The 25,586-nt window shown below is 73.9% G+C and carries 24 protein-coding genes; 15 read left to right on the forward strand and 9 right to left on the reverse strand.

The window, feature by feature from the left end; translation table 11 throughout:
* Positions 1-169: 169 nt before the first annotated feature.
* Entirely contained in the window at positions 170-2,143 is a 1,974-nt protein-coding gene (locus IE329_RS00795) for a lamin tail domain-containing protein (RefSeq protein ID WP_190208761.1), read from the reverse strand.
* Between the two features lie 341 nt (positions 2,144-2,484).
* The gene (locus IE329_RS00800; RefSeq protein ID WP_190208762.1) at positions 2,485-2,925 is read right to left on the reverse strand and encodes a VOC family protein; all 441 of its coding nucleotides are present in this window, start codon (positions 2,923-2,925) and stop codon (positions 2,485-2,487) included.
* Positions 2,926-3,148: 223 nt separating this feature from the next.
* On the opposite strand from IE329_RS00800, the gene IE329_RS00805 reads away from it, so the two are divergent.
* Positions 3,149-4,066, forward strand: coding sequence for a hypothetical protein (locus IE329_RS00805; protein ID WP_190208763.1), 918 nt, complete (start codon positions 3,149-3,151; stop codon positions 4,064-4,066).
* Between the two features lie 133 nt (positions 4,067-4,199).
* Here IE329_RS00805 and IE329_RS00810 read toward each other — a convergent pair whose 3' ends face one another.
* On the reverse strand, positions 4,200-4,952 hold the full coding sequence (locus IE329_RS00810) for a TetR/AcrR family transcriptional regulator (protein WP_190208764.1): 753 nt from the start codon (positions 4,950-4,952) through the stop codon (positions 4,200-4,202).
* A 163-nt stretch (positions 4,953-5,115) separates the two neighbouring features.
* Here IE329_RS00810 and IE329_RS00815 point away from each other — a divergent pair, with 163 nt between their 5' ends.
* Positions 5,116-5,994, forward strand: coding sequence for an NAD(P)H-binding protein (locus tag IE329_RS00815; RefSeq protein ID WP_190208765.1), 879 nt, complete (start codon positions 5,116-5,118; stop codon positions 5,992-5,994).
* Positions 5,995-6,088: 94 nt separating this feature from the next.
* On the opposite strand, the gene IE329_RS00820 is transcribed toward IE329_RS00815, so the two are convergent.
* The 6 genes from IE329_RS00820 to IE329_RS00845 all read right to left on the reverse strand — a co-directional run bounded on the left by IE329_RS00820 (position 6,089) and on the right by IE329_RS00845 (position 11,604).
* Positions 6,089-7,096: an NAD-dependent epimerase/dehydratase family protein gene (locus tag IE329_RS00820; protein WP_190208766.1), complete on the reverse strand. Its 1,008-nt coding sequence runs from the start codon at positions 7,094-7,096 to the stop codon at positions 6,089-6,091.
* A 44-nt stretch (positions 7,097-7,140) separates the two neighbouring features.
* Positions 7,141-8,103: an ATP-binding cassette domain-containing protein gene (locus tag IE329_RS00825; protein WP_190208767.1), complete on the reverse strand. Its 963-nt coding sequence runs from the start codon at positions 8,101-8,103 to the stop codon at positions 7,141-7,143.
* 132 nt (positions 8,104-8,235) lie between these two features.
* Complete coding sequence (locus IE329_RS00830) at positions 8,236-9,000, reverse strand: ABC transporter permease (protein WP_190208768.1); 765 nt, start codon at positions 8,998-9,000, stop codon at positions 8,236-8,238.
* Between the two features lie 125 nt (positions 9,001-9,125).
* On the reverse strand, positions 9,126-10,352 hold the full coding sequence (locus IE329_RS00835) for a glycosyltransferase (protein WP_190208769.1): 1,227 nt from the start codon (positions 10,350-10,352) through the stop codon (positions 9,126-9,128).
* Positions 10,352-10,693, reverse strand: coding sequence for a hypothetical protein (locus tag IE329_RS00840; protein WP_190208770.1), 342 nt, complete (start codon positions 10,691-10,693; stop codon positions 10,352-10,354). Before IE329_RS00840 ends, IE329_RS00835 begins: the two co-directional genes overlap by 1 nt.
* Entirely contained in the window at positions 10,690-11,604 is a 915-nt protein-coding gene (locus IE329_RS00845) for a methyltransferase domain-containing protein (RefSeq protein WP_190208771.1), read from the reverse strand. The genes IE329_RS00840 and IE329_RS00845 overlap by 4 nt, the downstream gene beginning before the upstream one ends.
* A 463-nt stretch (positions 11,605-12,067) precedes the next feature.
* Here IE329_RS00845 and IE329_RS00850 point away from each other — a divergent pair, with 463 nt between their 5' ends.
* The 13 genes from IE329_RS00850 to IE329_RS00910 all read left to right on the forward strand — a co-directional run bounded on the left by IE329_RS00850 (position 12,068) and on the right by IE329_RS00910 (position 25,571).
* Positions 12,068-13,561, forward strand: a complete 1,494-nt coding sequence (locus IE329_RS00850) for a class I adenylate-forming enzyme family protein (protein WP_190208772.1) — start codon at positions 12,068-12,070, stop codon at positions 13,559-13,561.
* Positions 13,551-13,835, forward strand: coding sequence for an acyl carrier protein (locus IE329_RS00855; RefSeq protein WP_229927058.1), 285 nt, complete (start codon positions 13,551-13,553; stop codon positions 13,833-13,835). The genes IE329_RS00850 and IE329_RS00855 overlap by 11 nt, the downstream gene beginning before the upstream one ends.
* A gap of 2 nt (positions 13,836-13,837) precedes the next feature.
* Positions 13,838-14,074, forward strand: a complete 237-nt coding sequence (locus tag IE329_RS00860; protein WP_229927059.1) for an acyl carrier protein — start codon at positions 13,838-13,840, stop codon at positions 14,072-14,074.
* A gap of 263 nt (positions 14,075-14,337) precedes the next feature.
* Entirely contained in the window at positions 14,338-15,495 is a 1,158-nt protein-coding gene (locus IE329_RS00865) for a beta-ketoacyl synthase N-terminal-like domain-containing protein (RefSeq protein WP_229927060.1), read from the forward strand.
* 119 nt (positions 15,496-15,614) lie between these two features.
* The gene (locus IE329_RS00870; protein ID WP_190208774.1) at positions 15,615-16,160 is read left to right on the forward strand and encodes a hypothetical protein; all 546 of its coding nucleotides are present in this window, start codon (positions 15,615-15,617) and stop codon (positions 16,158-16,160) included.
* Positions 16,157-17,443 carry a beta-ketoacyl-[acyl-carrier-protein] synthase family protein gene (locus IE329_RS00875; RefSeq protein ID WP_229927061.1) on the forward strand — a complete coding sequence of 429 codons (1,287 nt, stop codon included), beginning with the start codon at positions 16,157-16,159 and terminating at the stop codon, positions 17,441-17,443. The genes IE329_RS00870 and IE329_RS00875 overlap by 4 nt, the downstream gene beginning before the upstream one ends.
* Positions 17,444-17,479: 36 nt before the next feature.
* The gene (gene hppD / locus IE329_RS00880) at positions 17,480-18,589 is read left to right on the forward strand and encodes a 4-hydroxyphenylpyruvate dioxygenase (protein ID WP_190208775.1); all 1,110 of its coding nucleotides are present in this window, start codon (positions 17,480-17,482) and stop codon (positions 18,587-18,589) included.
* Entirely contained in the window at positions 18,586-19,521 is a 936-nt protein-coding gene (locus IE329_RS00885) for a phytanoyl-CoA dioxygenase family protein (RefSeq protein ID WP_190208776.1), read from the forward strand. Before hppD ends, IE329_RS00885 begins: the two co-directional genes overlap by 4 nt.
* Positions 19,514-20,512, forward strand: a complete 999-nt coding sequence (locus IE329_RS00890) for a thiamine pyrophosphate-dependent dehydrogenase E1 component subunit alpha (RefSeq protein ID WP_229927062.1) — start codon at positions 19,514-19,516, stop codon at positions 20,510-20,512. Before IE329_RS00885 ends, IE329_RS00890 begins: the two co-directional genes overlap by 8 nt.
* Complete coding sequence (locus IE329_RS00895; RefSeq protein ID WP_190208777.1) at positions 20,512-21,483, forward strand: alpha-ketoacid dehydrogenase subunit beta; 972 nt, start codon at positions 20,512-20,514, stop codon at positions 21,481-21,483. Before IE329_RS00890 ends, IE329_RS00895 begins: the two co-directional genes overlap by 1 nt.
* 88 nt (positions 21,484-21,571) lie before the next feature.
* Positions 21,572-23,200: a class I adenylate-forming enzyme family protein gene (locus IE329_RS00900; protein ID WP_190208778.1), complete on the forward strand. Its 1,629-nt coding sequence runs from the start codon at positions 21,572-21,574 to the stop codon at positions 23,198-23,200.
* Positions 23,200-24,645: a condensation domain-containing protein gene (locus IE329_RS00905; RefSeq protein ID WP_190208779.1), complete on the forward strand. Its 1,446-nt coding sequence runs from the start codon at positions 23,200-23,202 to the stop codon at positions 24,643-24,645. The genes IE329_RS00900 and IE329_RS00905 overlap by 1 nt, the downstream gene beginning before the upstream one ends.
* Positions 24,642-25,571, forward strand: coding sequence for a 3-oxoacyl-[acyl-carrier-protein] synthase III C-terminal domain-containing protein (locus IE329_RS00910; RefSeq protein WP_190208780.1), 930 nt, complete (start codon positions 24,642-24,644; stop codon positions 25,569-25,571). Before IE329_RS00905 ends, IE329_RS00910 begins: the two co-directional genes overlap by 4 nt.
* Positions 25,572-25,586: the final 15 nt, after the last annotated feature.

Below are 25,586 nucleotides of genomic sequence, written 5' to 3' on the forward strand. Positions count from 1 at the left end.
GACGCTACAACAGCGGTCCGGGCCGGCGGCCGCGGTCGGTCCCGCCTCGGGGCCGGCGGTTGCGGGGACGGCCCTCGGCCCCCGTGCCTCACCGGCCTCCGTGCCTCACCGGCCCCCGTGCCCTCTCATCCCGGCGGCGGCCCCGGCGGGGCCGCCGCGGTGGGAGGGATCAGCAGGGGAAGGTGCCGCTGTAGAGCGCGTGACCGTAGGAGGAGCTGCCGGAGCCGAAGCCGTAGATGCCGTCGTCGCTCCAGACCGCCTCACGGAAGCCGTTGACGCAGGTCGAGGCCGGCGCGATCGCGAAGCCCTCCAGGTTGTCGGCCGGCATGACGGCCGGGTTGGTGTAGGTCACGTCCGGGACGATCGCGCCGCCGGCGTTGACCTTCAGGAAGGTGTGCGTCTCGCCGCAGGTGTTGTCGCAGGTCGCGACGATGCGCTGGGTCGCGGCGTCGTAGGTCACGTCCATCACGGAGGCCTTGCCGGTCGCGATCGTGGTGAACGTGGTGAACGAGCTGTCGGAGTTGAGGCCGTAGACGTGCAGGCTGCCGTCCCACTCCAGGCCGGCGAAGTACAGGCCCGAGCCGTGCAGCGGGTAGTTCGCCGGGTTGTACGCGGCGCCGGTCAGCGGGTCGAGCCAGCCGTTCGCGGTCAGCCAGCTGTCCGGCACGTAGCCGACGCCCTCGAAGCCCAGGTTGGCGTCGTCCTTGCTGCCGGTGTCCAGCTGCGGGAACTGCGCGGTCATGTCCCACTGGTGGACGGGGGTGAGGGTCGATCCGGTCGCGGCCGGGTCGAACTCCATGACGGTGTCCTTGGGGGCCGTGTTGTTGGTGTTGTCACGCTCGGAGGTCACGTAGAGGTGGCCGTCGGCGCCGACCGTCAGGCCCTCGGCGTCCGGCTCGCCCGAGCCGCCCGCGAAGCGGATCTGCTTGCCGGTCGCGCTCCACGTCGCGTCCGGGACCCACTTCCCGTTGCTCTTCACCAGCTTGTACAGCCAGTTCTTGTTCTTGGCCGCCCACAGCACCGAGGGGTTCGCCGGGTCGAACGCCAGGCCGCTGATGTCACGCCCCTCGGGGCCGGTGGAGGTGGTGAACGCACAGACGTTGTCGGCGATCGTCACGTCCAGCCCGCCCGGCCAGGCCAGTGTGCCCGCCGGGGTGGTGCCCGTACCCGTCGCCGCCTCGGGGGCGCAGCCGCTGGTCAGCGCGCCGCCCCCGCCCAGCAGCTGCCCGGTCTGGCCACCGCCGCCACCGCCGCTGCCCGAGCAGGAGTTGGCGCCGCCCGGCGTCGCCGTCACCGCCGTCCGGAACCAGCCGGTGCCGTTGGCGCAGCGCTCGTCCGACGGCTTCGCGCCGTCGGTCGCCCAGGTCACCGAGTCGATGGTGGAGCCGGTGCTGTTGAGCAGGAAGACCGAGTCGTTGTCCCCCAGACCGAGGCCGGAGCTGAACGTGACGTAGCCGCCCGCGGGGATGCTGGTCGCGCTCGGCGAGGACGAGGAGATCGAGACCGGGGAGTGGGTGGTGTCACCGTCGACGTACTTCCACGACCCGATGCTGACCGCACTCGTGCCGCCGTTGTACAGCTCCACGGTGTCCGCGCCGTTCGAGGTGACCTCGTTGATCCGCACCCGGCTCGCCGCCGGTACCGAGGAGGGGCAGCCCCCGGCGTTCGCGGCACCGAAGGTGGCCGCCACGGTCGCGGTCACCCACGCCCCGGTGCCGTCGCCGCCGCAGCGCGCCATCGCCGGCTTCGCCCCGTCGGTGGCCCACTCGACACGGTCGACCACCGTGCCGTCGGCCGTGTAGATCACCAGCTTGTCCGAGTCACCCAGCCCCTTGGGCGAGTTGAAGGTGACGAAGCCGCCGGCCGGGACGCTGCCGGCGGAAGGGCTGAACGACTGCGGCGAGAAGGCGTCGTCGGACATCTTCCAGCCGCTGATGTTCACCGCGGTCGAGCCGGAGTTGTACAGCTCCACCGTGTCGTTGTTGGACGAGGTGACCTCGTTGATCCGGATGTTCTGGAAGCCGGCAGGGTCCGCGGCGGCCGCGGGCTGCGCCGCGAACAACCCGGTGACGAGCAGTCCCGAGAAGGTCAAGGCCGCGGCGCAGACGGAGGCGACGCCGGTACGCGAGTGTGAGGTAGGCACGAGGCCGAACTCTGCTGACACAACCTTGAAACGGCGTGTACGGCGGTTGAATGCCACCTGCTGGCCACCGGAACGCCAGGCGCGTGCCGGCACCACGCGACGCGCCGGCACCACGGGCGTCGTCCGTGAACACCCGCGTCGTCCGTCGACACCCGGTGGCGTCGACGTCCGCGGTGCCGGCATGGGACGATCGCGCTCCGCGGAGCATGACCCGACCCGCCGACCCGGTCGGCGGGGAAGGCTGACGGGGTGTCGGATCAGGGGGCGACGGCCTCGCCGCCGTCCTTCGCACCCGCCCGGCCGTCGAGCCGCCGGCGTTCGCGGGAGCGGACTCCCTGCGCTCAGCCCAGCTGCTCGGCCAGCGCGAGGATGATGCCGCTCGGCCCGCGGAGGTAGCAGAGCAGGTAACTGTCCTCGAAGCGCGTCACCTCGCCGACGAGTTCGGCGCCGTGCGGCCGGAGGCGGGCCAGGGTGTCTTCGAGGTCGTCGACGGCGAACATGACGCGGTGCAGGCCCAGGGTGTTCGCGGGGGTGATCCCCGGCTGGGGGGTGATCGCCTGCGGGGCGTGGTACTTCGCCAGTTCGAGCCGGCCCGGGGCGCCCGGGATCCGCATCATCGCGATCTCGGACCGCATGTCGTCCAGCCCGACGACCCTTCCCGCCCAGCTTCCCTCGATCGGCATCCGGCCTTCCAGCTCCATGCCGAGTTCGGTGAAGAAGGCGACGGCCGCGTCGAGGTCGTCGACGACGATGCCGACGTTGTCCATGCGCTGAATCGTCATGTCCCCGAGAATAGGGGCCGGGTCGGACATCGTCGGCTCAACAAGCCGTCCCGCCGGTCACCACTCCTTCGTACGGCGGTCGGGCCGGGCGCGCCGCCGTCACCTTTCGGAGGTCCCGCCCGCCGTGTTGCCGGGGCGCTCCCGTGGTGCCACCGGAACGCACCCGTGCGCACCCGGCGGGCCGGCCCCCCCGCAACCGACCCCGTAGAAGGGATGGACCAGCATGAGGCGCCGCGAGGCCGAGCAGGACCGGGACGTGGCCGCGCTGTTGGCGGCCGGCGCACTCGTCGAGATCCGGAGCCTGGCCGGCAGTCCGGGGCGCGCGGCGCAGGAGGAATCCCCCGAGGAGGTGCTGGGCCGTATCAGGGCCCTGGCCGACTTGGGCCACAACCTGCCGGGCGTCGCACGCCCACCTCGTAGCGGGCCGGTCCGTCGGGGAGTGCCCCTCGACCGCTTCGACCGCGCGATGGACGAACGACCGATGAGCTGGGCCTGGAACACCGCCGGTCCGGAGGGCCGGGCCTGGATGCTGGCGCGCATCGAACAGGAGGGGCGGACCTGGACACCTCCGCCGCCGCTGCCGGAACCGCGCGTGGACCCGTCGCCGATGAAGCCGTGGCAGTGGGTGGGCCTGCTGCTCGGACGCTGGCCGGTCAGGACCCCCTTCGGGCGCCGGCCGCTGCCCGCGGACGCGAACGTCCTCAAGGTGCTGGACACCGGAACGATCTGCGCCCTGCACGACGAGGTCCGGCGGCTCCGGCTCGGCCTGGGCGGCGCCGCACCGTGGCTGCGGGCCCATCTGGCCCCCGACGGTGTCCACTACCTGCTCCCGGATCCGGCGGACTACTACTGGCCGGGGAACGCCGACGGTCGTGGCGGCCGGATCGGCTGGTGGCAGTGCACCGCACTGCTGCGGATGCGCGACGGCGCGCAGGTCAGTGCCATGGTCGCCGTCCTGCCGGAGACCTTCGCGGCGTTGCCCTCGACGCTGCGGCGGAGGGAGCAGGTGCGACTCGCCCACCGCGTCCGCTCGGTCGAACGGGACGCCGTGCTCTGGGGCCGGGATCACGAGGCCGCATGCGCACCCCAGGTCTGCGGATTCGTCCCGGAGGAGAACGGCAGCGCTTCGACGACCCCATGACGACACGGTCGGCCGCCGGCCGCGCCGACGAGCGCGTGCGGCGGCGACGGGCCGCGGCTCGGCCGTGACCGGTCGCGACCGGTCACGGTGCTCGGGACGGTGACCGGGGCTCAGCCCTCCGGCGGCTGCGGCGTCACCCGGCCTTGGAGATGCGGTCGAGCAGTTCGGTGAGCAGGGCTTGCTCGCCCGGCGTCAGCACGTCGGTCCGGGGCAGGAGGGCCCGCAGGGTGGTTGCGGCCGTCGCGGGGCCGGGGGCCGTGGTGGCGGGGGTCGCGGGGCCGGGGGCCGTGGTGGCAGGGGCGCCGGTGGCAGGGGCGTCGGTGGTGATCGCGGCGAGGACCGCCTCCCGCGCCAGGTGGGACACGGTCAGGTCCCGCCGGTCCGGGGGAGTGGCGATGAGGGCGAGGGTGGTCCCGCCGCCGGTGGCGTGGATCAGCTGGGTGGCACGGCTCACGTCGACCCGCAGGCGGCCGGCCTCGGCGATCCGCCGGACGTAGGCGGCGAGGATGCCCAGCGCGGTGACCGCTGCCGGCGAGGGCTCGCCTGGGCGGGGTTCGGCGTACATGAGGGTGTAGAGCGCCGGGTTGGCGAGGCCGAACTCCAGGTTGAGGTTCCAGCCGGTGCGCAGGTCCTCGACCGGGTCGTCGGTGGGCGCGAGCGCGGTCTTCTCCCCGAGGTGGCGGGCGAAGCCGTGCGCGGCGACGGCGTCGAGCAGGCCCTGCTTGTCGCCGAACAGGCGGTAGATCGTCGGCGCCTGAACGCCCGCGGCCGCGCTCACCGCACGGGTCGAGACCGCTTCGCGTCCCTGCTCCGCGAGCAGCCGGGTGGCGGCCTCGATGATCCGGTCACGGTTGGCCACTGCGGCGGCGGAACGATCGGTCTCCATGGTTACCGATGATAACGGAATCATGTTATCGATTTGCGATGCTATCGCTAACGTGTAACCGTTATCAGTGGAAACAGTGCTCCGGGCGTCAGCGCCCGGCGACCGCGAGGCCGGCGTCCCGTGCCCGCGAGAGCACCTCGAACCACGCCCCCAGGAGGCTTCCGTGATCGTCATCACCGCTCCCACCGGCCAGATCGGCCGCCAGGTCGTCGACACGCTGCTCGACAGCGGCCGTCCCGTCCGGGTCGTCGCCCGTGACCCCGGCCGGCTCGCGCCGAAGGTGCGCGACCAGGCCGAGGTCGTCCGGGGCTCCCACAGTGATCCCGAGGTGCTCACCGAGGCCTTCGACGGCGCCGACAGCGTCCTGTGGCTGGTGCCCCCGGACCCGGGCGCCACCGACATCGAGGCCCACTACCTCGGCTTCACCCGCCCGGCCTGCGACGCCGTCAAGGCCAACGGCGTCAAGCGGGTCGTCGGTGTCACCAGCCTGGGCCGCGGCTACCGCCGGCACGCCGGACAGCTGTCGCCGGCCTTCGCGATGGACGCCATGATCGAGAGCACCGGGGCCGGCTACCGGGCCCTGGCCATGCCCTACTTCATGGAGAACCTCCTCCACCAGGCCGGGACGATCCGGGACGAGGGCATCTTCGTCATGCCGAACACCGCGGACCGGACGCTGGCGCTCGTCGCCACCCGCGACATCGCCGCCGCGGCCGCCCGCCTGCTGGCCGACGGCTCCTGGGACGGGCAGGACACCGTCCCGGTCATCAGCCCCGACGCGCTGTCCCCCCGCGGCATGGCCCAGGTCGTCTCCGAGGCACTGGGGCGCCCCGTCCAGTACCAGCAGGCCGGCCACGACGCCTACAGGGCGACCATGACGCGGTACGGGATGAGCGAGGCCTGGGCCCAGGGCCTGGTCGACATGGCCGTCGCCCAGAGCAACGGCATCTACGACCCCGAGCAGCAGGCCCTGGCCACGCCCGCACCCACCACCTTCCGTCAGTGGTGCCAGGAGGTCCTCAGGCCCGCCGTCCTCGCCTGAGGCGGCGTTGCCGCGGGGCCGGCACACCGCCTGCGCCGGTACGTACGCCGCCCGGTGCCCCCCGGCGCACCTTCGCGGTCGCCGCCCGGACGGGTCACCGGCCGGCGGGGGTGAGCCGGGTGAACCAGTCGATCGTCAGGGCCAGGCCCTTGTCGAAGTCGACGACCGGCTGCCAGCCGAAGGCCGACCGGGCCAGCCCGATGTCCGGGCGGCGCAGGGTGGGGTCGTCCCCGGGGCGCTCGACGAACTCGACCGGCGATACCGAGGAGCACAACTCGCGGATGTGCTCAGCCAGTTCCAGGACGCTGAGCTCGACCGGGTTGCCGATGTTGACCGGCCCGTGGTGCCCGCTGGCGGCCGCCGCCAGGATGCCGCTGACGGTGTCGTCGACGTAGCAGATCGACCGGGTCTGCGCCCCGTCGCCGGCGACCGTGAGCGGCAGCCCGGCGAGGGCCTGCGTGATGAAGGTGGGCACCGCCCGGCCGTCGGTGGGCCGCATCCGCGGGCCGTAGGTGTTGAAGAGCCGGACGATCACGGTGTCCACGCCCAGGGCGGTCCGGTAGGCGGTGGTGAGCGCCTCCGCGAACCGCTTGGCCTCGTCGTACTGGCTGCGGGGGCCGACCGGGTTGACGTTGCCCCAGTAGGACTCCACCTGGGGGTGGACCAGCGGGTCGCCGTAGACCTCCGAGGTGGAGGCCAGCAGGAACCGGGCGCCCTTGCGGCGGGCCAGCTCCAGGGCGTTCAGGGTGCCGTGGGCACCGGCCCTGAGGGTCTCGACCGGGTGTCTCGCGTAGTCGTGCGGCGAGGCCGGCGAGGCGAGGTGGAGCACCAGGTCGACCGGCCCCTCGACGTCGAACTCCTCGGAGACGTCGCTGCGGTCCAGGACGAAACCCGGGTCGTCGGCCCGGGCGGCCAGGTTGTCGACCGATCCGGTGAGGAGGTTGTCGATGCAGACGACCGAGGCGCCCTCCTCCCGCAGCCGGTCGCACAGGTGCGAGCCGACGAAGCCCGCGCCGCCGGTCACCACCGCCCGGCGCACCGTCCGCTCCCCGTCCGGGCCGAAGCCGCCCGACCCGCCCGCGTCCCGGCCGCTCCGGTCCATCTGCTTCTCCTCTGTCGTCTCTGTCGCCGTACCGCGCGTCATGGTCAGGACTCCCGCAGCGAGCGGCCGGTCTTGGTGAGGAACACGTCGTCCAGGGTGGGGCGGTGCAGCTCGATGGTGGCCAGCTCGATCCCGGCGTCCGCCAGGGCCCGCATGATCTGCGGCATCGCCGTCTCACCCGCGTCCACCGACAGGCGCAGCCCGCCGTCCTCGCGCACCTCGGCCGAGCGCACGCACTCCTGCTCGGCCAGCACCCCGGACGCCTTCTCCGCGGCCCCGGCGTCGGCCACTCCGACGGTGACCACCTCGCCGGCGATCGAGCGCTTGAGCGCGGTGGGCGTTCCCTCGGCGACGATGCCGCCGCCGTCGATGATGGCGATGCGGTCGCAGAGCGCGTCCGCCTCGTCCAGGTAGTGCGTGGTGAGGAAGACGGTCATGCCCTCGCTGCGCAGCCGGCGGATCTCGTCCCACATGTGCGAGCGGCTCTGCGGGTCCAGGCCCGAGGTGGGCTCGTCCAGGAAGAGCACCTTGGGCCGGTGGATCACGCCGAGGGCGATGTCCACCCGGCGGCGCTGGCCCCCGGAGTAGGTGCGGCAGTTGCGGTCGGCGTACTCGGTGAGGTCGAAGGCGTCGAGGGCGGCGACCGCCCGGCTCTGCGCCTCGGCCTTGCCGATGCCGTGCATCCGGGCCTGCATCACCAGTTCCTCACGGGCCGTCACGTCGTCCCAGGTGCCGCCGCCCTGGGCGATGTAGCCGATGCTGCGGCGGACCTGGGCCTGCTGGGTGCGCAGGTCGGCGCCGGCGATGACGGCGTCCCCGGCGTCCGGGCGCAGCAGGGTGGCGAGCATCCGCAGGGTGGTGGTCTTGCCCGCGCCGTTGGGGCCGAGGAAGCCGAAGATCTCCCCTTCGGCCACGGTGAGGTCCAGGCCCGCCACCGCCTCCACGTCGGTGCTCTTCCGGCGCCGTCCGGTCTGGAAGGACTTCCGAAGTCCGCTGGTCTCGATCATCGGGATGTCCTTGTCAGGTGGCGGGGGTCGGTGCGGGGACGGGGACCGGTGCGGGGGCACGGGTGGGTACGGCGGCGGCCACCGCGTCGGGCGCGGGTGGTACGGGGACCGCCGCCCGGGCCGGTACGGCCGTCATCGGACGGAGCGGGCGAAGAGGCGGGCCGACCAGGTGAGCGCCAGCACCGCCAGGGTGGCCATCAGCGCGATGCTCTGCCAGACCGCGGCGTCGCCGGTGTGGCCGGCGAACAGCGAGCGCATGCCGACCACGGCCCAGCTGAAGGGGTTCCAGTCGGAGGCGCGGCGCAGCCAGAGCGGGGCCAGCGCGAGCGGCAGCAGCGTCCCCGACAGCAGCATCAGCGGCTGCGCGAGGTTGTTGACCAGCTGGCCGAGCACGTCCGGGCTGCTCACCTTGAGCGCGATGCCGTAGGAGATCGAGGCGCTGCTCAGGGTGATGAGCGCCAGGAGCACGTAGGCGAGCAGGAGGTCCGGGATCCGGACGAAGAGTCCGAGGGGCATGGACAGCACGATGATGATGCCGGCCTGGATGACCAGCGTGACCACGTCCCGCAGGGCCCGGCCGAGCAGCAGCGCCACCCGGCTGATCGGGGTGACCCGGGCCCGTTCGATGACGCCCGAGCCCAGCTCGGCGAGCAGGCCGAAGCCGACGTACAGGCCTCCGCCGAGGGCCAGGGCGACCAGCATGCCGGGGACGTAGATCCGGTAGGCGTCGGTCATCGAGCCGGCGCCCATGGAGGCGAGCGCGGGCTTGAGCAGCGGCGCGAACAGGGCCAGGTAGACGACCGGCTGAGCCACGCCCAGGACGATCGAGAGCGGGGACCTCACCATCAGCAGCATGTGCCGCTGGAACACCAGCCAGGTGTCGCGGAGCGTCTTCACGTCTGTGCGCTTCCCGTTCTTTCGGTGGGGGGAGTGGCCGGGGTGGCCGGGGTGCTCGAAGGGACCCGGGGCCAGGAGACCTTGGTGGTTCGCAGGGCCCGGGATGGTTCGGGAGGTCGGGCGGTTCAGGAGGTCCGCAGGCCCGGGGCGTCCTCGGCCGGCCGGTTTCGACCGCCGGGTCCGCCGGTCCTGCCGGTCCCGGCGGTCCTGCCGAGCAGGGCCTCCAGGTGGCCGGCCGCGGCCGGGGCGCCCCCGGCGGCGGCGAAGGACTCGCCCACCCGCCGTGCGGCGGCCCGGTAGGACGGGTCCTCCAGGACGGCCAGCAGGTCCTCGCGCAGCGGCTCGGGCCGGACGCTCGCGAACCGGACCCGCCGGCCGGCGCCGGCCGCCACCACCTGGGCGGCGTTGATGGGCTGGTCCCCCTTGATCGGGGCCACCACCAGCGGCACCCCGTGGGCCAGCGCCTCGCAGACGGTGTTCAGCCCGCCGTGGCTGACCACGGCGTCCAGCCGGGGCATCAGTTCCAGCACCGGTACCCGGGGGCGGACCAGGATGTGCGGGGGCGGGTCGGCGACGGTGCCGTCCGGCGCCGCCACGATCGCCTGGACGCGGTCGCCGAGCGGGCGCAGCGCCTCGACGACCCGGGCGTGGAACTCCCGGGCGAGGTCAAGCGACAGGGTGCCCACCGTGACCAGCACCAGGCGCCGGGCGGGGTCCAGCCAGTCCCACGGGAACGCCCGGTCCGGAGCCCTCGGTGCCAGGGCGGGGCCGACCAGGACGGCGTTCCCGGGCCACTCCAGCGGGCCGGTCAGGGCCTCGCCGGTGAAGCCGACCAGCAGGTGCGGCGAGAAGCGCAGGTCGTGCGGTGGCTCGCCGGGCATCTTCGCGGCGGTCCAGACGGCCGCCATCCGCCGGTGGATCCACTCCTCCACCCTGGGCAGGGCGCGGTAGGGGCGGGTGAGTTCCATGGTGGTGGGCGCCAGTGAGGCCCAGGGCAGGCCGGCCCGGTGGGCGGCGACCGCCCCGGCGACGGCGTGCTGGTCCACGGCCAGGACGTCGGGACGGAAGTCCGCGACGGCCCGCTCGATGCCCGGCAGGGTGCTCTTGGCGTGCGGCACGATGTAGCCGTCCCAGCGCGACTTCGCGGCCGCCATGCCCCGGTCCGCCTGGCCGCGGTGGGCCCGCAGCGGGATCGGGGCGATCGCGGCGCCGGGGCCGAGCAGCGGCCGCAGGAAGGACTCGGAGCCGGCCCACAGCACCTCGTGCCCGCGCGCGAGCAGTTCCCCGGAGACGGCGGCCAGCGGATTCACGTGGCCGGTCAGCGGCAGCGAGACGAAGAGGTAACGGCCCATCAGGACCGGTCCGGGGTGGTGGTCGTGGTGGTGGCCCTGCCCGCTTCGGCGCCCTCGGGCGGCCCGGCCGTCACCAGGCCGGCCACGTCCCCGACGGTCAGCGCGATGATCTGGTCGATGTCGAGGCCGGCCACGTGCTCGGCCAGGTCCACGTGATCCCCGAAGTCCCGTCGCAGGGCCAGGCTCCAGGCGGCCAGCTCGTGGCTCTCCAGCAGCAGTTCCCCGTCGAGTCTGGTGTCCGGGCGGACGGCGTCCGACCAGGCCCGGTCCTCGCCGACGATCTCCATCAGGAGGTCCGCGATCCGGCGGACCACCGCCGTCCCGGCCGGCCCCGCGCTCACGGCGTCGGGCCGGACGGCGGCGCCTGCGGGGAGTCCTGGCGGGGCTTGGTGGCCCGCAGGGCGCCGTAGGTGATGACGCCGGTGTCGAAGCCCTTCTTCATCAACGGGCCCGCGTGGAAGAAGCCGAGGACGTCGACGCCGCGCCGGCGGGCCAGGTCGCGCATCACCTTCGGGCCCCGCTCGAACTGCTGGATCTGCGCGAAGCCCGGGTCCCAGGAGTTGGCTACGGCGCTGCTCCAGTCCACCGTGGCGACCTCGGTGAAGCCGGCCGCCGCGGCCAGCCGCTCGTGCTCCTCCAGGGAGGAGAAGTCGGGCATCACCTGGTGGACCAGGATCTGCCGCACGAGCTCCCGCTCGTCGTCGTCGAGTTCGCCGTCGCGGACCGCCCAGGTGGCGACGGCGAGCGTGCCGCCCGGGGTGAGCAGCCGCATCGCCTCGGCGAAGAAGGCCTCCCGGTCGGCGATGTGCATCAGGCTCTCCATGGCCCAGACCACGCCGAAGGACTCGTCCGGGTAGCCGTTGGCGAGCGCGTCCCGCTGGTGGAAGCGGGCCCGCCCGGCGACGCCGGCGGCCTCGGCCTTCTCGTTGGCGCGGGCGGCCTGCAGCGCGCTGAGGGTGATGCCCTCGACGGTGCAGCCCAGCGGCCCGGCCAGGTGCATCGCGGGGCCGCCGATGCCGCAGCCGACGTCGAGCACCCGCGATCCGGCGGGCACCCCGGTGTAGTCGACCAGTTCGTGGACCAGCCGGTCGGTGGCGGCGTGCCGGTCCGCGCCCTCCAGGCCGGGGGTCTCCCCCGGGTCCCAGAAGCCGTGGTGGACGTGTTCGCCCCAGAGGTCCTCGTACAGATCGAGGGTGATGTCGTAGTAGCGCTCCACGGCCGAGTTCAGGCCGGGGTCGATGACAGGTTCCACTTGATGCCGATCCTCGAAAAGTTGGCATGAATGCGTACAACAAGGTGGCGGAACAAGGCGGCGGAAAGGAAATCCACACCGCGGGATTGGTCTGATCCACTGCCGGCCACGCCCCCGGAACCCGCCGCCCGGAAGTGCGTGAATAGGCCGGCCACCGTGCGGCCTTGCCAAAAAAGAGTGAACCGCCCGACCGGGCGGCAGGTGTTACTGGCGGGTAGTCAGAGAGTGGCAAAACCCGGCCAGATCATGGCAGTTGGCCAACCGGCGGCCACACTAGCGGGGGAGCGCTCTCTCGTCAATGCACCAAACAAACCCCGTGGTGCCATCACAACTTGAAGCCAGCATGCCGTGAAATGCCGTGAAAGTTACAGGACTTGACATCAGGCAATTCAGAGTTGAAAGTTCGGCGTGGGAATTCTGTCAGCTCCTTTGGTCATGTACCTGAAAGAGGTTCTGGTTCTCCATGAAGGCTGCTGCCACAGCTCCACAGGGAGGCTTAGCCGCCCTCCCGCTCGACCCCTCCTGGGTCGACGAGGTCCTTCTCGGCGGGCCGGGCTCCGAGCCCTGCCTGATATTCGACGAACCGGTCAGCAGGGACGAACTGCGCCGGCTCGTCACGGCCAGACAGGCCGTGCTCGCCGCGGCCGGCCTGCGCCGGGGCGGCTCGGTCGCCCTCTGCCTGGCCCCCTCGCTCGCCCTGGTCGCCAATCTGCTGGCGAGCTGGCGGATCGGGGCCCAGGCCGCACTGCTGGACCACCGGCTCACCCCCCACGAGACCGGCCAGGCGCTCGCCCGGTTGGACCCCCAGGTGGTGGTGACCGCCGACCGGCCGGCCGCCGGCGGCCCGGCCGCCGGCTTCTACGACCAGCAGGACGTCGTCACCGCCCGCGCGGGCCGGCCGGCCCGGACCTCGCACGCGGTCGTGCAGCTCAGCTCGGGCTCGACCGGCCCGGCGAAGATCATCGGCCGCACCGCGGCCGACCTGGTCGACGAACTCGGCCGGTACGCCCGGATCGAGGGGGTGCCCGGGGCCGGCGAACGGATCGTCTCGATGGCCTCGACGGTGCACGTGCTCGGGCTCGTCGGCGGCCTGCTGCACAGCCTGCACGCCGGCGTACGGCTCGCGATCCCGCGGCGGCTCACGGCGGAGGGGATCCTCGACACCGTCGCGGCCGGCCCCGAGCCGACCACCCTGCTGGGCGTGCCGTTCCACATCGAACTGCTCAGCTGGGTGGCACGGCCGCCGCGACTGCCCCAGCTCACCGGCATGACCACGGGCGGGGAGCTGGTCCGGGCCCAGGTGCACGAGGCCTTCGTCGACCGCTACGGTGTGCGCCTCGGCAGCATGTACGGGATGACCGAGGTCGGCGTCATCGCCACCGACCTGTTCGGCGAGCACCGGCCCGAACTGACCCCGGCCCCCGGCCTCACCCTGCGGGCGGTCGACGGCGAACTGCTGATCGCCAGGGACCAGTCGCCCTACCTCGACCTCGGGACGGCACCCGGCGCCGGCGGCCCCACCCGCTGGGCCGACGGCTGGCTGCACACCAAGGACGGCGGCTCGGTCGACCCCGGCACCGGGCGGGTCCGGGTGCTGGGACGGCTCGACTCGCAGGTGTCCGTCGGCGGGCTGAAGGTCGACCTCACCGAGGTCGAGCACACCCTCGCCGCCCTGCCCGAGGTCTCCGCCGCGGTCGTCGTCCACGGGACCTCGATCGAGGCCTACGTCGTACTGCGCCCGGGCGGCACCGCCGCCCGGATCGAGGCGCAGCTCACCGAACGGCTGGCGGCCTACAAGCGGCCCCGCCTGATCCACGTCGTCGACCGACTGCCGCGCACCGCCACCGGGAAGCTGGTCCGCGACCGGGCCGCCCTGAGCGGCGCCGGCGGGTCGTCGAAGCCAAGCACCGTCCAGGAACGGTCCGACCGAAAGGGAACCACCAGCGATGTCCACTGAGGCGATGTCCACCGAGGAGATCCGCGCGTTCGTGCTCACCTCCCTGAGCGCGATGAACTACGACATCACCGACGTCGACGACGACACCCTGCTCGGCCCGGCCGGCGCGGACCTGGAGTCGCTCTCGCTCGCCGAGCTGGGTGTCCGGGTGGAGGAGCGGTTCGGCGTCAGGTTCGAGGACGACGAGGCCGAACTGCTCGGCACCATGACGGTCGGGGAGTTCGGTGCGGCCGTGGCCGCCCGGATCCGCTCCGCGTCGGCCGCGGGGCACTGAGCGTGCCGGCCGCACCCGGGCGGGACGAAGTGGTCGCGATGCTCGCCGGTTTCGGCGACCGCGCACCGGAGGAGGTGCCGGAGGGCATCGACTCGATGGAACTGGCCTGGCTGGCCCATCAGATCGAGCAGCGCTACGACCGGCGCCTCGACGACGACACCCTGGCCCGGCTGAGCACGGTGTCCGACGTGGTCGAGCTGCTCGCCCGCCTCGGCGAGCTCCGGCCCGACCCGGCCTGACCGACCCGGCCGGACCCGGCGCTGCCCGGGCCCGCCCGGCCCGGGCGTACCTGAGCCGACGGTGCCCGGGCCTGCCTGGGGCGTACCGAACCGGCGCTGCCCGGGCCGATCCGGCCCGCTGCCGGCCGGGCGCACCCGGCCCGACCGTGTCGGGTCCACCGGACCCGGCTCCGGTGCGCGCCGCCCGGCCGCCCGGCCGGCACGACATGTCCGCAAGCCTTCCTGCCGAGCGTCGGGGGCACGAGAGAACGAGGGGAGCACAGGTGACTGAGAGCGTGCCGGCGGCCCGCCGCGGCCCCCGCTCCGTGGTCGTCACCGGGGCCGCCGTGCTCAGCGCCCTCGGCCGCGGCGTCCCGCCGCTGCTGTCCGCCACGCTCGACGGTGCACCGGCCTTCGCGCCGGTGCTGCGCTTCGACGTCTCCGGCCGGCAGGCCGACGGCGCCGCGACGTACCCCGGAACCCCTGTCCTGGCCGAGGAGTTGGACCAGGCCGTCGGTGAGGCCTGCGACGAGGCCGGACTGTCCGCCGCGCAGCGGGCCGGCCTCCCGCTGCACCTCGCCGTGCACGGCGATCCGGAGCTGGCCCGGGCCACGCCGGAGCGGCGCCCGGCCCACGGCGCGGACGTGTTCGCGGACGCGGTGGCCCGGCGGGCCGGACTGTCCGGCGCGTCCCGCGCCTACACCTCCGCCTGCGTGGCGTCGAGCACCGCCGTGGCCGACGCGGCCGCGGCCGTCGCCCACGGGCAGGCGGACCGGATCGTGGTGGCCGCCGGCTACCTGGTCGAGGCCGACCAGTTCGCCGTCTTCGACGCGGGCCGGGCGCTCGCCCGGGACGGGCGGGTACGCCCGTTCAGCACCGGCCGCACCGGGCTGCTGCTCGGCGACGGCGTGGTCGCCGTGGTGGTCGAGGCCGCCTCGGCGGCCCGGGCGCGGCGGGCCCGGCCGCTGGCCGTCCTGGCCGGCTGGGGCCGCGCGGGCGACGCGTACCACGTGTGCAGACCGCGACCGGACGGCACCGGGCTGGCCCGGGCGATCACCGACGCCCTGCACCGGGGCGGCGTCGGCCCGGAGCGGATCGGGTACGTGAACGCCCACGGCTCGGGCACCCAGGTCAGCGACACCGCCGAGGCCGCCGCCCTGCGCCTGGCGCTCGGCGACCACGCCCCGACCGTGCCGGTCAGCTCCACCAAGTCGGTGCACGGCCAGGCGCTGGAGGCCGGTGCGCTGCTCGAACTCGTCGTGACCATCGCGGCGTTGAGCGCGGGACGGCTGCCGGTGAACGCGGGCTTCCTGGGCCCCGACGAGACCTGCCCGCTCAACCTGGTCCTCGACCGGGACGCGCGTCCCGTCGCCGACCACGCGCTGAGCCTCACCACGGCCTTCGGCGGCGCCAACACCGCACTGCTGGTCGGCGCCCCGTGAACCTGACCAGCGCGCTACCCCTTCGCCCCGGCCCCGGCCCCGATGCCGGGCCCGGACCTCGGCCGGCCGCAGCCTCGGCCGCCGCCCTGACCCAGGCCGCCTCGGCAGCGTGTCTGCGGGTGCTGTCCTCGGCGCAATGGCCGGAGTCGGCCGAGGACCGGGCCGCACCGGCGATCGCCGGGTTCGTGGTGTCCTCGTTCAGCCCGCTCGCCGCCGAGGCGGCCCGCCGCTGCCTGCTGCGCGGCCCCGGATCCGGCCCGGGCCCCGCCCCGGGCCGGCCGGACGACGCAGGACGGCCGGTCACCGCCGTGGTGGTGGTCAGCCCGTTGGGCGACCTCGCCGGCGCGGCGCACGTCGCCGAGGCCGTCGACGACGGCGCCCGGATCGGACCGCTGCTGTTCTTCCAGGCCGTCCCGAACGCCGTGGCCGGCCACGTGGCCGCCCGGTGGCAGCTGACCGGCCCGGTGGTGTGCGTCGCCGACACCGCCACCGCGATGACCGTCAGCGCCCTGCTGCTCGCCGACGGGGACGCCGAGGAGGCCCTGCTGATCCGCGTCGACCAGGCGCACACCCCCGACGGCCCCGACCGCGCGGCCGCCGTCCTGCTCGGCCCCGGGCCGCCGCCGGCACCGGAACCGCAACTCCACGAGGGAGAACAGCCGTGAGCGACCCGCGCCACACGAACACCGGGCGAGCGGACGTCGTCGTCAGCGGGATGGGCCTGGTCACACCGGTGGGGTCCAGCGCCGACGAGGTGATGGCGGCGATGTGCGAGGGCCGCTCCGGGCTGGTCCGGCCGGACGCCGACGGGCCGCTGGCCGGATCGCTGGAGACGGCCGGCTTCGCCGCGCCGATCGACCCCACGTCCGTCCTGCCCGCGCCCGAGACCCGGCTCGTGGACCGCTACATCGTGATGGCGATGCGGGCCGCGGCGGACGCGCTGGCCGACGCCGCCATCGAGGTGGGCCGCGACGTGGACCCGTACCGGATCGGGGTGATCCTCTCCGGCAACGGCGGGCTGGCCACCCTGGAGGCCCAGGTCGTCCTGCGGACCCAGCGCGGCCGGCTGGGCGTCAGCCCCTACCTGCTGCCCGCCATGCTGCCCAACATGAGCGCGGCCCGGGTCGCGATCCGGCACGGCATCCGGGGCTACAGCTCGTCCATCAGCACGGCCTGCGCGGCCGGCGCCCAGTCCGTGGGGGAGGGGCTGCGGCTGCTCCGCGCCGACGAGGCCGACGTGGTGGTGGTCGGCTGCAGCGAGGCACCGCTGTTCCCCACCCTGGTCGACACCTTCGGCAACGCCCGCGCCCTGGCCCGTGGTTGGGCGGACGACCCGACCGGCGCCAGCCGGCCCTTCGACCGCCGTAGGAACGGCCTGGTGCTCGGTGAGGGTGCCGGGGTCCTGGTGCTGGAGCGCGCCGAGCACGCGGACGCGCGCGGCGCGGCCGGGTACGCCGACGTGCTCGGCTGGGGCGCGACCAACGACGCCCACCACCCGACCACCCCGCGCCCCGACGGCGCGGGCGCCGCCGCCTGCATGCGGCAGGCGCTGCGCAGCGCGGGCGTCGCGCCCGGGGACATCGGCTACGTCAACGCCCACGGCACCAGCACCCGGCTCGGCGACCAGGCCGAGGCGCTGGCGATCCGCGAGGTCTTCGGCGGGCACACCCCGCCGGTCAGCTCGACCAAGGCGGTCACCGGCCACCTGCTGGGCGCCTCCGGAGTGGTCGAGTCGGCCGTCTCCGTACTGGCGCTGCGGCGTGGACTGCTGCCGCCCACCCACAACCTGGACGACCCCGACCCGGCCTGCGAGCTCGACCACGTGCGCAAGGGCCCGCGCGCCGCGCCGGGGATCAGCCACGTCATGTCGAACTCGTTCGGGTTCGGCGGCCACAACATCAGCCTCGTCTACGGCCTGCCGAGCACCCGGCTCGCCAGAGCCGTCTGACGGCACCGAGCGAACAGAGAAGGAACGGCTACCGCAATGGACTTCCTCGGCGTCGATCATGTCGAGTTCTACGTGGGCGACGCGCGCCAGGCGGCGTTCGTGCTGTCCTCCGGGTTCGGCTTCCGCCTGCTCGGGCAGGGCGGCCCGGAGACCGGCCTGGCCGGGCAGCGCAGCCTGCTGCTGGGCCAGGGCGACTGCCGGGTGCTGCTGACCTCAGGGCTGGCGGCGGACCACCCGGCCTCGCAGTACGTCGCCCGGCACGGCGACGGCGTGGCCGTGCTCGCGTTCGGCAGCCGGGACGCCGCCGCCGCGTACGGCACGGCCGTGGCCGGCGGCGCGAGCGCGCTCGAAGCCCCCCGGACCCACACCCACGAGGACGCCTCGGTGGTCACCGCCACCGTCTCCGGCTTCGGCGACGTGGTGCACCGGCTGGTCGAACGGCACGGCCCGGAGCGGGAGTTCCTGCCGGGTCTGATCGAGATGCTGGACGTGGCGCCGCCGTCCACGCCTGACCTGCTGCGGAGCATCGACCACGCGGCGGTCTGCGTGCCGGAGGGGCAGCTCGCCGGCACGACGGACTTCTACCGCAAGGCCTTCGGCTTCGACGTGATCTTCGAGGAGTACATCGCGGTCGGCGAGCAGGGCATGTTCTCCCAGGTCGTGCAGAGCCCCGGCGGCGGCGTCACGCTCACCCTGATCCAGCCGGACCCGAGCCGCACCCCCGGCCAGATCGACAACTTCCTCGCCTGGCACGGCGGCCCCGGCGTGCAGCACCTGGCGCTCAGCAGCCGCGACATCGTCAGCACCGTCGACACCATGGCGGAGCACGGCGTCGGGTTCGCGTCCACCCCGGACAGCTACTACGACTCGCTGGACGGCCGGCTGGGGCCGGTCGACCTCCCGGTGGACCGGCTGCGCGGCCGCGGAATCCTGGTCGACCGGGACCACTGGGGCCAGATGTACCAGATCTTCGCCACCTCGATGCACGTCCGCCGGACCTTCTTCTGGGAGCTGATCGAGCGTCACGGCGCCCGCACCTTCGGCACCAGCAACATACCCGCCCTCTACGAGGCCAAGGAAAGGGAGCTCGCCACCGTGCGGCAGTCCGACCAGATCCCCCTGACCACCGAGGCGGGCGCCCGATGACCGCCGCCCCGACCCTGCGGTTCGACCTCACCGACGAGGAACTGGCCCTGCTGCCGGACGCCGACGACGTCGCCTTCTACGCCGAGCACGGCTGGTACCTCTCGAAGAAGCTGTTCACCGACGAGGAGGTGGACCGGCTGGCCGCCGCGAGCGAGGACTACTACGCGGGCGAGCGGAGTCGCGCCCTGCCGGTCCGCCCGCCCCGGCTGGCGGCCTGGCAGCCCTCGGACGGGCCGGTCCAGCGCCACAACGACTACGTCCACCACGAGAGCGACCCGATCGCCCGGGTGCTCTGCAAGCCGCTGATCGGCGCGGTGGCCGCGCTGCTGGCCGGCACGGACGAGATCCGGGTCTTCCAGTCCACGCTGATCCTCAAGCCCGCGGTCGCCGGCGAGCCCAGCAACATCGTGCCCTGGCACTTCGACAAGCACTACTGGTCCACCTCGACGTCCGAGCGGATGCTCACCGCCTTCGTCCCGTTCCACGACTGCGACGAGGAGATGGGCACCCTCACCGTGGTGGACGGCAGCCACCTCTGGCGGGAGACCGGCCGCCAGGACTCGATGACCAAGCACTTCGCCGACCGCGACAAGGCCGACCTGGAGCGGGTGCTCGCCGAGAACGCCGCCTTCAACGGCGCCGTGATCCGCAAGGTGCCGATGATCATCCCCAAGGGCCACATGAGCTTCCACCACTGCCGGACGTACCACGGCAGCGGCCCCAACCGCAGCGGGCGGCCGCGCCGCGCGATCTCCTTCCACCTCCAGGACGGCGCGAACGAGTACCGCGACTTCGCGCTCAGCGACGGCGCCACCGCCGCCTACAACCACGACGTGCTGGTCCGGCGGCTGCCCGACGGCCGCCCCGACTACGCGGACCCGGCGTTCTGCCCGGTGCTCTGGCGGGCCGACGGAGCGGCCGGCCGTGGCTGACCCGACCGCCGTGGCCGGCCCGACGACGGATCCGGCCGCCGCCCTGTACCGGACCGTGGCCCTGGTCCGCGGCTTCGAACAACGGGCGATCGAGCTGGTCAGGGCCAAGGTGGTGCTCGGCGGCATCCACCCGTACACCGGCCAGGAGGCGATCGCGGCCGGCACTTGCGCGGCGCTGCGCCCCGACGACGTGATCACCAGCACCCACCGCGGCCACGGCCACGTCCTGGCCAAGGGCGCCGACCCGGCCCGGACGATGGCCGAGCTGGCCGGCCGGACCACCGGGCTGAACCGGGGCCGCGGCGGCTCGATGCACGCCGCCGACTTCGGCGTGGGCGTGCTCGGGGCGAACGCCATCGTCGGCGCCGCCGTGCCGATCGCGGCCGGCGCCGCCTGGGCCTTCCGGCGGGCGGGCTCGGACCGGGTCGCGCTCAGCTACTTCGGGGACGGCGCGGTCAGCCAGGGCGTGGTGCTGGAGGCGTTCAACCTGGCCGCGCTGTGGCGGGTGCCGCTCGTCCTGGTCTGCGAGAACAACGGCTTCGCGACCTCGATGCGGACGGCCGACACGGTGGCCGGCAGCATCCTCGGGCGGGCCGCCGCCTTCGGCATCCCGGCCCGCAGCGTGGACGGGACGGACCCCGAGGCGGTCCGCGACGCCACCGCCGAGGCGGTCGCCCGGGCCAGGGCCGGCGAGGGCCCGACCCTGCTGGAGTGCACCGCCTACCGCTTCGACGCCCACCACACCTGGGAGCACACCGCGCGCCCCCGCTACCGGACGGACGAGGAGGTGGCGGCCGGCCGGGCCCGGGACCCGCTGGAGATCCAGGGCGCCCGCATCCCCGCCGCCACCCGCGCCGCGATCGACGCGGAGGTGGCGGAACTGCTCGACCGGGCCGTGGCTTTCGCCTGCGAGGGCCCGCACCCCGACCCGGCGACCGCGCTGGACCACCTGTACGCCACCGGCATGCGCGCCAGGGCGGGGGCCCGCTGATGCCGAACCTCTCCTACCTCAAGGCGCTGAACCGCGCGATCGGCGACGAGATGGGACGCGACGAGGCGGTCTGCGTGTTCGGCGAGGACGTCGGGGTGGCCGTCACCCACGCCACCGCCGGGCTGCTGAAGCGCTTCGGCCCGGACCGGGTGCTGGACACGCCCATCTCCGAGCAGGCGTTCACCGGCTTCGCCACCGGCGCGGCCCTGGCCGGGCTGCGGCCGCTGATCGAGTTCCAGATCCCGGCGCTGCTGTTCCTGGTCTTCGAGCAGATCGCCAACCAGGCGCACAAGTTCTCGCTGATGACCGGCGGCCAGACCCGGGTGCCGGTGACCTACCTGCTGCCGGGCTCCGGCTCCCGGGAGAGCTGGGCCGGGCAGCACTCCGACCACCCCTACAGCCTCTTCGCGCACGTCGGGGTGAAGACGGTGGTGCCGGCCACCCCGGCCGACGCCTACGGGCTGCTGGCGACGGCGATCAGGGACGACGACCCGGTGGTGGTCTTCGCCCCCTCCGGAGCCCTCGGGGTGCGCGAGGACGTGGACCTCGCCGCCCTGGCGCCCGTCCCGCTGGGGGTCGGCCGGATCCACCGCAGCGGCACCGACGTCACCGTGGTGGCGGTCGGCCACCTGGTCCACGACGCCCTGGCGGTGGCCGAGGAGCTGGCCGGCACGGTCTCGGTCGAGGTCTTCGACCCGCGGTCGCTGTTCCCCTTCGACTGGTCCGGGCTGGCCGCCTCGCTGGAGCGGACCGGGCGGCTGGTCGTCGTCGACGACTCCAACCGGACCTGCGGCATCGGCGGGGAGATCATCGCCACCGCGGCCGAGGAGATGCGGCTGATCGCGCCGCCCCGGCGGGTCACCCGGCCGGACGGCGCCGTGCTGCCCTTCGCCCGCGGCCTCGACCTGGCCTGCCAGCCCACCAGGGCGCAGCTCAGGGCGGCCGTCGAGAAGGCGGTCGGGGACGGATGAACGGTCACCCGCCCCCGTGGGCCCCCGGAGAACACCCACACGGGCAGCCGTGCGGACACCCGCACGGACACCCTTCAAGGAGCGCAGAGTGACGGGCACCAACATCAGAGCGCGGCTGGCCGCCGACCCCGGACTGGGCGCGGGCAACGTGCTGCACAAGCTGTTCGAGCACGGGGCCGACCCGGACGGTCCTGGCGTCGCCTTCGACGTCCCGGTCGACGGGCACCCGGCCGGGCAGGCGCTGACCCTGGGCCTGCTCCGCGAGCGGGTGGCGGCCCGGGCGGCCTGGTGGCACGCGCAGGGCGTGGGCCCGCGCGACCCGGTCGCCATCCACGTCTCCAGCTCGGCGGACTGCCTGCTGAACTTCCTGGCGCTGACCTGGCTGGGCGCGATCCCCGCGCTGATGAACCAGCACATCCCGGGTGACATCGCCGCCGAGTACATCCGCCGGCTGCGCGGCGTCGGCCTGCTCACCGACCAGGAGCACCGGGACCGGCTGGCCGGCGAGGAGCTGGGGGTGCGGGTCCACGCCGACACCGCCGAGGCCGGCACCGGGGACCCGTCGGCCGCCCCCGCGCCGTACCGGCACCACCCCGACGACCCGATCGCCATCACCCACTCCTCGGGCACCACCCGGATGCCCACCGCGGTCGTCCACTCCAACGACAGCCTGTTCGCCGCCACCCGGCTGTTCCGGCTGGCCGCCCCGCGGGCCAGGGGCACCGCCCGGATCCTCAGCGCGCTGCCCGCCGCGCACGCCGCCGGCATCTCGGCGCTCAACCTGGCCCTGTGCAACCGCAGTGAGCTGCTGTTCCTGTCCACCCAGAGCGACGGCGCGGCGGTGGTCGACGCCATCGAGCGCTGGCGGCCGACCGGGGTCCTCGGCTTCGCCGCCACCTGGGCCCAGCTCGCCCGCCAGGACCTGGGCAAGCGCGACCTGGACTCGGTGTCGCTCTGGTTCAACACCGGCGACTGCGCGCACGAGCCGCACATCCGCCACCTGGTCGCGGCCGGCTCCCGGGAGACCGTCACCCGCGAGGGGGTGCGGCGGGTCCCCGGGTCCAGCTTCGTCGACGGCCTGGGCTCCACCGAGATGGGCCACTCCGCGTTCCACATCACCCACAGCGCCGGCACCGAGCGCTACGGGCGCTGCGTCGGGGTGCCGCACGGCTTCGCCGAGGTGGCGCTGCTGGACGTCGGCACCGGGCGGGAGGTCGGGGTCGGCGAGGTCGGCCACTTCGGCCTGAAGGCGCCGACGCTGGCCCCCGGGTACTGGAACGACTCGAACGCCACCTACCGCAACCGCCTGAACGGCTACTACCTCACCGGCGACCTGATGTACCGGGACGAGGAGGGCTACTACTTCCACGTCGACCGGGCGGTCGACGCCGTCGACCTGGGCGGCGGCGAATGGCTCTACACGGCGATGAGCGAGGAGCGCGTCCTCGCCAACTGCCCGGACGTGCACGACTGCACAGTGGTGTCGCTGGAGGCCGACGGCCGGGTGGTCACCGACGTCCTGCTCGCCCTGCACGCCGACGCCGACCCGGACGCCGACCGCACCCCGGCGGTCCGGGCCGCGCTGACCGACGCCGCGGCGGCGACCCTGCGCCGGGTGGTCGCCGTCTCCGAGGAGGAACTGATCATCGGCCCGACCGGCAAGGTACGCAAATTCCTGATGCGGCAGCGGCACCTGGCAGAGATGGCGGCACGCTGATGAGCGACCCGGAGGACCGGCGGACACCCGCCCCGGAGCCCGCCGAGCGGCTGGCCGTGCACTTCACCGGGGAGGGCGCGGGTGTCGACGAGATGTCCTGGGGGATGTGGGAGATCTGGCACGCGATGGTGGACCAGCGCAGCTCGCTGCCCATCGGCGGCCGGATGGCCCTGCCCGCCGGGACGGCCGTCACCGACGTGGCCGAGGAACTGCGTTACCTGATGAGCCGGTTCCCCTCGATGCGGACCCTGCTCAGGTTCGACGAGGCGGGCTGGCCCACCCAGGAGCTGTTCGGCTCCGGCAGCACGGCGCTGGAGGTCTACGACGCCGGGGACGCCGACCCCGACGAGGTCGCGAGCGCGGTCGAACAGCGTTACCGGTCCGTCGACTTCGCGTACGCCACGGAATGGCCGGTGCGGATGGCCGTGGTGGTGCGGGACGGCCTGGCCGTCCAGCTGGTCAGCATCATGAGCCACCTGGTCACCGATGCCATCGGCGGGACGATCATGCTCCGCGAGGTGCAGGAGCGGTCGACCGCGCCGGTCACCGGCCTGCAGCCGCTGGAGCAGGCCGGCTGGCAGCGCTCACCGGCCGGGCAACGGCAGAACGACAAGGCCCTGCGCCACTGGGAGCGGGCCCTCAGGACGATCCCGGCCCGCCGGTTCCCGCCGTCGGTGGATCAGGGCATCCCCCGGCACCGGGTCGGCCTGTTCGAGTCCCGGGCCCTGCGGCTGGCGGTGCCGCTGATCGTCGAGCGGACCGGTACCGACACCCAGATCGTCCTTCAGGCCCTGTACGCGATCGCGCTGCGGCGGATCAACGTCACCGGCCCGGTGGTGGTCCGGCCCGTCGTCAACAACCGCTTCCGGTCCGACCTGAGCGGCGTGGTGTGCATGGTCGCCCAGGCCGGCATCTCGGTGCTGGACATCGGGGACGGCACCGTCGACGAGGTGGTCGAGCTGACCCGGCGCGGCGCGCTGGCCACCTACAAGCACGCCTACTTCCACCCGGAGAAGCTGAACGAACTGATCGCCAGGGTCTCCGCGGAGCGGGGCGAGCGCGTCGACGTGCAGGTCTTCCTCAACGATCGCACGGCCAACCGGCCGCGGGAGGAGGGCATCGCGTCCGACCCGGAGGAGCTGGCCCGGCAGTTGCGCAAGTCGCAGGAGGACAGCGGGTTCCGGTGGATCCACGAAAGCGACGAGCAGGTCGACGCGTTCTACGTGGCCTTCGACGACCTCCCGGACGCGCTGTTGATGGAGATCCAGACGAACACCCGCTACTTCTCCTCCGACGACGCCGAGGCGCTCGCCCTCGGCGTGGAGGCGCTCGCGGTCGAGGCGGCCCTCGACCCGGGGACGCGCACCGGGCCGCTGGTCGGCGCCGCACCGACGGGGCAGGCCCAGGAGCAGGAGCCGGCCCAGGACGCGGAGCGGATCCGGTGACCGCCCTGCTGGCGGTGGCCGACCACCTGCCGCCCGGCCGGGTACCGATCGAGGAGCTGGCCGGGGAGTTCGGCCTGACCTCGATGCAGGTCAAGATCTTCCGCCGCTACCACAAGCTCGGCGAGGTCGCCCGCGATCCGGGCGGCAGCCTGCTCGACCTGCTGCGCGGAGCGGTCGCCGGCCTGGACGCCCTGCGCGGCCGGGAGCAGCACGTCCGCTACGTGCTGCACGCCCGCACCTTCCCGACCGTGGTGCCGTACCCGCACAACCCGGTCCGGGAGCTGTGCCGGGAGTTCGGTCTCGACCGGGCGACGGTCTTCGCGGTCGGCCACCACGCCTGCGCCTCGGGCCTGCTGGCCATCGACGTGGCGGGCCGGCTGCTCGCGGCCGACGACGACCCGGACGGCCTCGCCCTCGTCCTGGCGGGGGAGAAGGCGTTCACCCCCGAGGCCGGGATGGTCCCGGACACCTCGTTCTTCGGCGAGGGCGCGTCGGCCTGCCTGGTCGCCCCCGCCGGGGACCGCGACCGGGTGCTGTCCTACGCCGCCGACCTCCGGGGCGAGTTCGACAGCGACGCGGAGGAGCAGGCCCTGGAGTTCCAGCGGATCTACTCCGACGCGCTGGCGGAGGCGATCCTCGCCGCCGTCGGACGGGCCGGGCTGACCATGGACGCGATCGGGGTGATCCTGCCGCACAACGTCAACAACGTCGCCTGGCACCAGGTCTGCCGCACCCTCGGCTACCCCCGCGAGCGGGTCGTGCTCGACAACGTGGCGACGGCAGGCCACGTCTTCTGCGCGGACAACCTCGTCAACTACCGCACGGCGCGCGAGCGGGGGCTGCTGCGGCCGGGCGAGCCCTATGTGATGGCCGCCGCGGGCGCCGGACGCGGCGCCACCTTCTCGGCCATGGTCCTCCAGCACTGACACCCCCCATCCACC

Origin of the sequence: Kitasatospora indigofera, from assembly GCF_014655955.1 — a bacterium.
GTDB classification, from domain to species: domain Bacteria; phylum Actinomycetota; class Actinomycetes; order Streptomycetales; family Streptomycetaceae; genus Kitasatospora; species Kitasatospora indigofera.